The 6,603-nt window shown below is 72.1% G+C and carries 5 protein-coding genes; 2 read left to right on the plus strand and 3 right to left on the minus strand.

Annotation, left to right across the window (positions count from 1 at the left end; translation table 11 throughout):
- Positions 1-18: 18 nt before the first annotated feature.
- Entirely contained in the window at positions 19-474 is a 456-nt protein-coding gene (locus tag EHS43_RS01585) for a universal stress protein (RefSeq protein ID WP_125188712.1), read from the plus strand.
- 64 nt (positions 475-538) lie between these two features.
- On the opposite strand, the gene EHS43_RS01590 is transcribed toward EHS43_RS01585, so the two are convergent.
- Both EHS43_RS01590 and gap read right to left on the minus strand, forming a co-directional pair.
- Complete coding sequence (locus EHS43_RS01590; protein ID WP_125188714.1) at positions 539-2,263, minus strand: GAF domain-containing protein; 1,725 nt, start codon at positions 2,261-2,263, stop codon at positions 539-541.
- A gap of 122 nt (positions 2,264-2,385) precedes the next feature.
- On the minus strand, positions 2,386-3,414 hold the full coding sequence (gene gap / locus EHS43_RS01595) for a type I glyceraldehyde-3-phosphate dehydrogenase (RefSeq protein ID WP_125188716.1): 1,029 nt from the start codon (positions 3,412-3,414) through the stop codon (positions 2,386-2,388).
- Positions 3,415-3,698: 284 nt separating this feature from the next.
- On the opposite strand from gap, the gene EHS43_RS01600 reads away from it, so the two are divergent.
- Positions 3,699-4,151, plus strand: coding sequence for a pyridoxamine 5'-phosphate oxidase family protein (locus tag EHS43_RS01600; RefSeq protein WP_125188717.1), 453 nt, complete (start codon positions 3,699-3,701; stop codon positions 4,149-4,151).
- 40 nt (positions 4,152-4,191) lie between these two features.
- Here EHS43_RS01600 and EHS43_RS01605 read toward each other — a convergent pair whose 3' ends face one another.
- Positions 4,192-6,573 (minus strand): phosphoketolase, encoded by a 2,382-nt coding sequence (locus tag EHS43_RS01605; protein WP_125188719.1) that lies wholly within the window; start codon positions 6,571-6,573, stop codon positions 4,192-4,194.
- Between the last annotated feature and the right edge of the window lie 30 nt (positions 6,574-6,603).

Consider the following 6,603-nt stretch of genomic DNA (forward strand, 5'->3'; position numbering starts at 1 on the left):
CTGGCAGGAGGCCCGCTCATGCAGAAGCCCTCGCACCGTTTCACCGAGATCGTGCTCGGTGTGGACGCCCGCGCTCCCGCCGAGGCCGCCCTCCGTCTCGCCTTCGACTGCGCCGCGGTGTGGGGCGCGCGCCTGCGCGCCGTGCACGCGTGGCGGTACCCGTCCGGCGCGGCCGAACTGCCCTTCGGCATCCCCGAGGAGGACCGCGGCGCCTGGGAGGACCAGGAGGTGCAGCTGCTGTCCGACGCGCTGCGGCCGTGGCGGGAGAGGTATCCCGAGGTGCCCGTGCTGGAGGACGTACGCCACCTGCCGCCGGCCGAGGCCCTGGTCCGGCAGTCCACGCAGGCCGAACTGGTGGTCGTGGGCCGCGGCCACGACGGCGAACTCGGCACAGTGGCCCGGGACGTCCTGCGTGACGCCGCGGGCCCCGTCGTCGTGGTGCCCGCACAGAGCCGGACGGCATCCGTTCAGTAGGCCACCACGACTCATGTGCCGAGGCCCGATCCGCCGAGCCCCGAAGAGCCGGGCCCCGACGACCTCAGCTGCCCACCGGCACCCGCCACACCAGCGTCGTGCCGCCCGTCTCCGGGCAGTCGATGGTCAGTTCTCCTCCGTACCCCGCCGCGCGGTCGGCGAGGTTGCGCAGTCCGCTGCGGCGGCCCTGCTCCGGGATGCCCACCCCGTCGTCGGACACGGTCAGCCGTACCTCGTGGCCGTCGGTCTCCAGGATGACGTCGGCCCGTCGGGCGCGCGCGTGGCGGGCGACGTTGGTGAGCGCCTCGGAGAGCACCGCGACCACGTCGTCCGCGATCTCCCGCGGCACGTCGGTGTCGACCAGTCCCTCCATCCGGATGCTGGGCGGGAAGCCCAGGACCGACGCGGCCTCGCCGATCACCCGGACCGCCCGGGCCCGCAGTCCCGAACCGGCCCCGCCCTCGCGCGAGCGCAGGCCGAAGATCGTGGACCTGATGATCTTGATGGTCTCGTCGAGGTCGTCCACCGCGCGCACGACCCGCTCGGATGCCTCGGCGTGCTCGATGAGACGGCCGGCGCTCTGCAGGGTCATCCCGGTCGCGAAGAGCCGCTGGATGGCGAGGTCGTGCAGATCGCGGGCGATCCGGTCACGGTCCTTGAGCACCGCGATCTCCTCGGCGTCCTGGCGGCGCTCCGCCAGCTCCATCGCGACCGCGGCCTGGGCGGCGAAGCCCCGCAGCGGCTCGATCTCCTTGTCGGTGAACACGGTCCGGCCGGCCTCCCGCACCAGCAGGACGACCCCGCGCACCCCTCCCGTGCCCGATCCGATCGGCACCGCGACCGCGGGACCGAGCCCGGCGAAGCGCTCCGCGGCGCCCGCGACCCGCTCGTCGTGGGAGACGTCCGCGCTGGTGACCGGGGAGGCTCCGGTGAAGGCGTGCCCGATGAGACTGCCGTCCACGGGGAGCACGAGCCCCCGGTGGGCCTCGGCCTCCGTGCCGACGGCCAGTTCCACGGTGAGCGAGTCCGTGTCCGGCATGGGCATAGCGACCAGGGCGAGGGCGGCGCCGGTGTTCTCCCGGGACCGGTCCGCGATCAGCCGCAGGACCTCGCCCTGCGCGCCGCCGGACATCAGGCTGTGGGTGATCTCGGCGTTGGCCCGCAGCCAGCGCTCACGCAGCCGGGAGTCCTCGTAGAGGCGGGCGTTGTCGATGGCGACGCCGGCGGCCACCGCCAGCGTGGACAGCACGGCCTCGTCCTCCTCGTCGAACTGGGCGCCGCCCCGCTTCTCGGTCAGGTAGAGGTTGCCGAACACCTGCTCGCGCACCCGGATGGGGACGCCGAGGAAGGTGTTCATCGGCGGGTGGTGGGGCGGGAAGCCGTACGACGCCGAGTGCTCGGAGAGCTTGGTCAGCCGCAGCGGCTCGGGATGGCGGATGAGCTCCCCGAGGATGCCGTGGCCCTCCGGATAGGGTCCGATCCGCGCGATCTGCTCGTCGGACACTCCCACGGTGTGGAAGGCGGACAGCCGTTTCCCGTCGGGACCGATCACACCGAGGGCCGCGTACTGGGCGTCGACCAGCGCGGCGGCCGCCTCGACGATGCTGTGCAGGGCCTGCTCCAGGTCCAGTTCACGGCCGACCGAGAGCACGGCCTCCAAGAGGCTGTGCACCCGGTCGCGGGTGCCGCGGGCCGCGTCCAGGCGGGCCTGCAGTTCCTCCAACAGCTCGTCCAGCCTCAGCTGTGGCAGCCTGACGCGGGCCTCCGCGGTTCCCTCCGAGCCACCCACCTGCGATCCTCCACATCCCCTGCGCCGGCCCCGTGCCGTCACGTGCCACCGTAATGGTCCGGGCGGTGAGGGTGGTACGGATCAGGTCGGGTCGCTCGTACGGGGCGGTGCCGGAGGGAGGGTCAGCCGCGCGGGAGGCGTCCGGCCACGTACTCGGTGAGGTCGAGCAGCCGGTTGGTGTAACCCCACTCGTTGTCGTACCAGCCGAAGACCTTGACGAGGTCGCCGTGCGCCTGGGTCAGCGGGGCGTCCAGCACGCAGGAGGCGGGGTCGCCCACGATGTCGCGGGAGACGATCGGCGCGTCCGAGACGCGCAGCACGCCCTTCAGCGGTCCGTCGGCGGCCTCCCGGAAGGCGGCGTTGACCTCGTCCGCGGTCACCGGGCGCTCCAGCACCACGCTCAGGTCGGTCAGCGACCCGTCCTCGACGGGGACGCGTACGGCGATCCCGTCGAGTGTGCCCGCCAGTTCCGGCAGCACCAGTCCGACCGCGCGGGCCGCCCCGGTGGACGTGGGGATGATGTTGACGGCGGCGCTGCGGCCGCGGCGCAGGTCCTTGTGCGGGCCGTCCAGCACGACCTGGTCGTTGGTGTAGCCGTGGATGGTCGTCATCAGCCCTTTGACCAGGCCGAAGTGCTCGTCGAGGACCTTGACCATGGGCGCCACGCAGTTGGTGGTGCAGGAGGCGTTGGAGATCACGTGGTGGTGGTCGGGGTCGTAGGTGCCCTCGTTGACGCCCATCACCACGGTGGCGTCGACTCCCTTGCCCGGCACGGACAGCAGCACCTTGCGGGCCCCGCCCACGAGGTGCGCCCCGGCCTGTTCACGGGTGCGGAAACGGCCGGTGGACTCGATGACGATGTCGACGCCGAGGTCGCCCCAGGCCAGGGCCGCCGGGTCGCGTTCCGCGGTGACCGCGATGCGGTGGCCGTCCACGGTCAGGGAGTCCTCGTCGTGCTCGACGGTGCGGCCGAGGCGGCCGTACGTCGAGTCGTAGGCCAGCAGATGGGCCAGTGCCGCCGGTGAGGTGACGTCGTTGACCGCCACCACCTCGACCGGAGTGCCGGTGCCGTTCCGCGTGCGCTCCCCCACGCAGCGCAGGTAGTTGCGTCCGATACGGCCGAAGCCGTTGATGCCCACGCGCACGCTCATGTCCTTCGTCCTCCCCTTTGGGTGTTCGTCCTGGTCACCACCTTCCCGCGCCCGGCCGCGGCCGGACTTGGGCCGGACGGGGGTGAACGGCGGGACCTTGGGCCCCAACCGGCGTGGGCGGCCGGGAACGCGGCTCGAACCGGCCGTAAGGAGGTGAAGGGACCGGCACCGGGGCCGTAAGGGCCCCGACTCTGGGCCGACCGGCCCTGGTGGCACCGGTGCCGAACGGTTCGAATGGCCTGATCGCACCCGACACGTTCCCTCACACCCGTACGGAATCCGTCATGTATGTCGACAACGCCCGGCCGGTCCCGGCCGAACCCCGCCGAAGCATCGGGATCGACAGCGCCGAGGCGCTGCGGTTGCTGGGCAGCGTGTCCGTGGGGCGCATCGTCTTCACCCAGCACGCGCTGCCGACGATCCGCCCGGTCAACCACGTCCTGGCCGACGGTGACATCGTCATCCGTACGCACGCCGGCGCGGCCCTGACCTCGCGGACCCGGCAGGCCCCGCAGCAGGGGGTGGTGGTGGCCTACGAGGCCGACGCCATCGACCCGGACACCCATCTCGGCTGGAGCGTGGTCGTCACGGGGTATGCCCACCTGGTCACCGATCCCGACGAACTGGCCCGCTACCAGGCGCTGTTGCGCCCCTGGGTGGACCGGACCATGGATTACGCGGTCCGGATCCACCCCGATCTGGTGACCGGCATCCGCCTCACCGCGGCGGAAGCCTGACCCGTCGCCCGGGCGGCCTGCGCCCGGGCGACGGTTCCCTTCAGCCGTCCCAGGTCCAGTCCGCGACCTCCGGCAGGTCCGTGCCGTGGGCGCGGATCCAGTCGTGGTGCCGCAGCCGCGTGTCCTCCATCCGCTGCCGTACGGCGGCGGCCCGTACCGCGAGGCCCGGGACGCGGTCGATGACGTCCATGACCAGCCGGTACCGGTCGAGGTCGTTGCGGACCACCATGTCGAACGGCGTGGTGGTCGTGCCGATCTCCTTGTAGCCGCGTACGTGCAGGTGCGCGTGGCCGGCCCGGCGGTAGGCCAGGCGGTGGATCAGCCACGGGTAGCCGTGGTAGGCGAAGATCACCGGCTTGTCGCGGGTGAACAGGGCGTCGTACTCGGCGTCCGGCATGCCGTGCGGGTGCTCCTCCTGCGGCAGCAGCCGGGCCAGGTCGACCACGTTGACCACGCGGACGGTCAGCTCGGGCAGGTGCCGGCGCAGCAACTGGGCGGCGGCGAGCACCTCCTGGGTGGGTACGTCGCCCGCGCAGCCGAGGACCACGTCGGGTTCCCGGCCGTCCTCGGTACCGGCCCAGTCCCAGATGCCGGCGCCGCGTGCGCAGTGCGCGTGCGCCTGCTCCATCGACAGCCAGTCGAAGGTGGGCTGCTTGCCGGCGACCACGACGTTGACGTAGTCGCGACTGCGCAGCACGTGGTCGGCGACGGACAGCAGGGTGTTGGTGTCCGGCGGCAGGTAGACCCGTGCGGCCTCGGGGCTCTTGTTGAGGATGTGGTCGACGAAGCCGGGGTCCTGGTGGGAGAAGCCGTTGTGGTCCTGCCGCCACACGTGTGACGTGAGCAGGTAGTTGAGGGAGGCGATGGGTGCGCGCCACGGCAGCCGGCGGGTGGTGCGCAGCCACTTGATGTGCTGGTTGACCATCGAGTCGACGATGTGCACGAACGCCTCGTAGCAGGAGAACAGTCCGTGCCTGCCGGTGAGCAGGTAGCCCTCCAGCCAGCCCTGGCAGGTGTGTTCGGAGAGGATCTCCATCACCCGGCCGTGCCGCTCCAGGTGCTCGTCCACGGGCAGGGTCTGCGCCTGCCAGGCCTTGCCGCTCGCCCCGTAGACGGCCTGGAGCCGGTTGGAGGCGGTCTCGTCCGGGCCCACGATCCTGAAGTCGCGGCGCTCGCGGGTGTGGTGCATGACGTACTCCAGCATGTCGCCCAGGACACGCGTGGGTTCGTGCATCGTCGCGCCCGGCTTGTCGACCTCGACGGCGTACGTCTCCAGCTCCGGCAGCGGCAGTTCACGCACCAGCAGCCCGCCGTTGGCGTGCGGAGTCGCGCCGAGCCTGCGGGTGCCCTCGGGCACGCAGGACAGCACCTGCCCGGACGGGCGTCCCTGGTCGTCGAAGAGTTCCCGCGGGCGGTAGGAGCGCATCCACGCCTCCAGCTGCCGCAGGTGCTCGGGGTTGTCGCGGACGGCGGACAGCGGGACCTGGTGGGAGCGCCAGGTGCCCTCGACCGGGAGGCCGTCGACCTCGGCGGGGCCGGTCCAGCCCTTCGGGGTGCGCAGGACGATCACCGGCCAGTGGGCCCGCTGGGTCACCCCGTCCTCGCGGGCGCTGCTCTGGATCGCGTCGATGCGCTCCAGGGCGTCGTCCAGGGCGGCGGCCATGGCCCGGTGCACGGTCATGGGGTCGTCGCCGGTGACGTGGATCGGCGCGTGGCCGTAGCCGCGCAGCAGTTCGTCGAGTTCGGCCTCGGGGAGCCGGGCGAGGACGGTCGGGTTGGCGATCTTGTACCCGTTGAGGTGCAGGATCGGCAGGACCGCGCCGTCGTGCACCGGGTCGAGGAACTTGTTGGAGTGCCAGGAGGCGGCCAGGGGTCCGGTCTCCGCCTCGCCGTCGCCGATCACACAGGCGACCAGCAGGTCGGGGTTGTCCAGCGCGGCCCCGTACGCGTGCGACAGGGAGTAGCCCAGCTCGCCGCCCTCGTGGATCGAGCCGGGGGTCTCCGGTGCCACGTGGCTGGGCACGCCGCCGGGGAACGAGAACTGCCGGAACAGCCGTTCCATGCCGGCCGCGTCCCTGCTGACGTCGGGATAGGTCTCCGAGTAGGAGCCCTCCAGCCAGGAGTTGGCCAGTACGGCCGGTCCGCCGTGGCCGGGCCCCCACACGCACAGGGCGTCCCGGCCACGGTTGCTGATGACGCGGTTGAGGTGGGTGTGCACGAGGTTCAGGCCCGGGGAGGTGCCCCAGTGGCCGAGCAGCCTCGGCTTGACGTGCTCCGGGCGCAGCGGCTCGGTCAGCAGCGGGTTCGCCAGGAGGTAGATCTGGCCGACGGACAGGTAGTTGGCGGCGCGCCAGTGGGCGTCGAGGGCTTTCAGCTCGTCGTCGGTGAGCTCGGCGGGTGCCTGCAGCGGGTCGACGGACATCTGGGTTCCCTTCCGGTGCGGGTCTCGGGG

Origin of the sequence: Streptomyces sp. RP5T (genome assembly GCF_003933965.1) — a bacterium.
In the GTDB taxonomy this organism is placed as follows: Bacteria; Actinomycetota; Actinomycetes; order Streptomycetales; family Streptomycetaceae; genus Streptomyces.

What these genes read in the sequence shown, in the direction of transcription:
- EHS43_RS01585 (WP_125188712.1), top strand. Translation starts at nt 19, where the DNA reads ATGCAGAAGCCCTCGCACCGTTTCACCGAGATCGTGCTCGGTGTGGAC.
- gap (WP_125188716.1), bottom strand. Translation starts at nt 3,414, where the DNA reads ATGAGCGTGCGCGTGGGCATCAACGGCTTCGGCCGTATCGGACGCAAC.
- EHS43_RS01600 (WP_125188717.1), top strand. Translation starts at nt 3,699, where the DNA reads ATGTATGTCGACAACGCCCGGCCGGTCCCGGCCGAACCCCGCCGAAGC.
- EHS43_RS01605 (WP_125188719.1), bottom strand. Translation starts at nt 6,573, where the DNA reads ATGTCCGTCGACCCGCTGCAGGCACCCGCCGAGCTCACCGACGACGAG.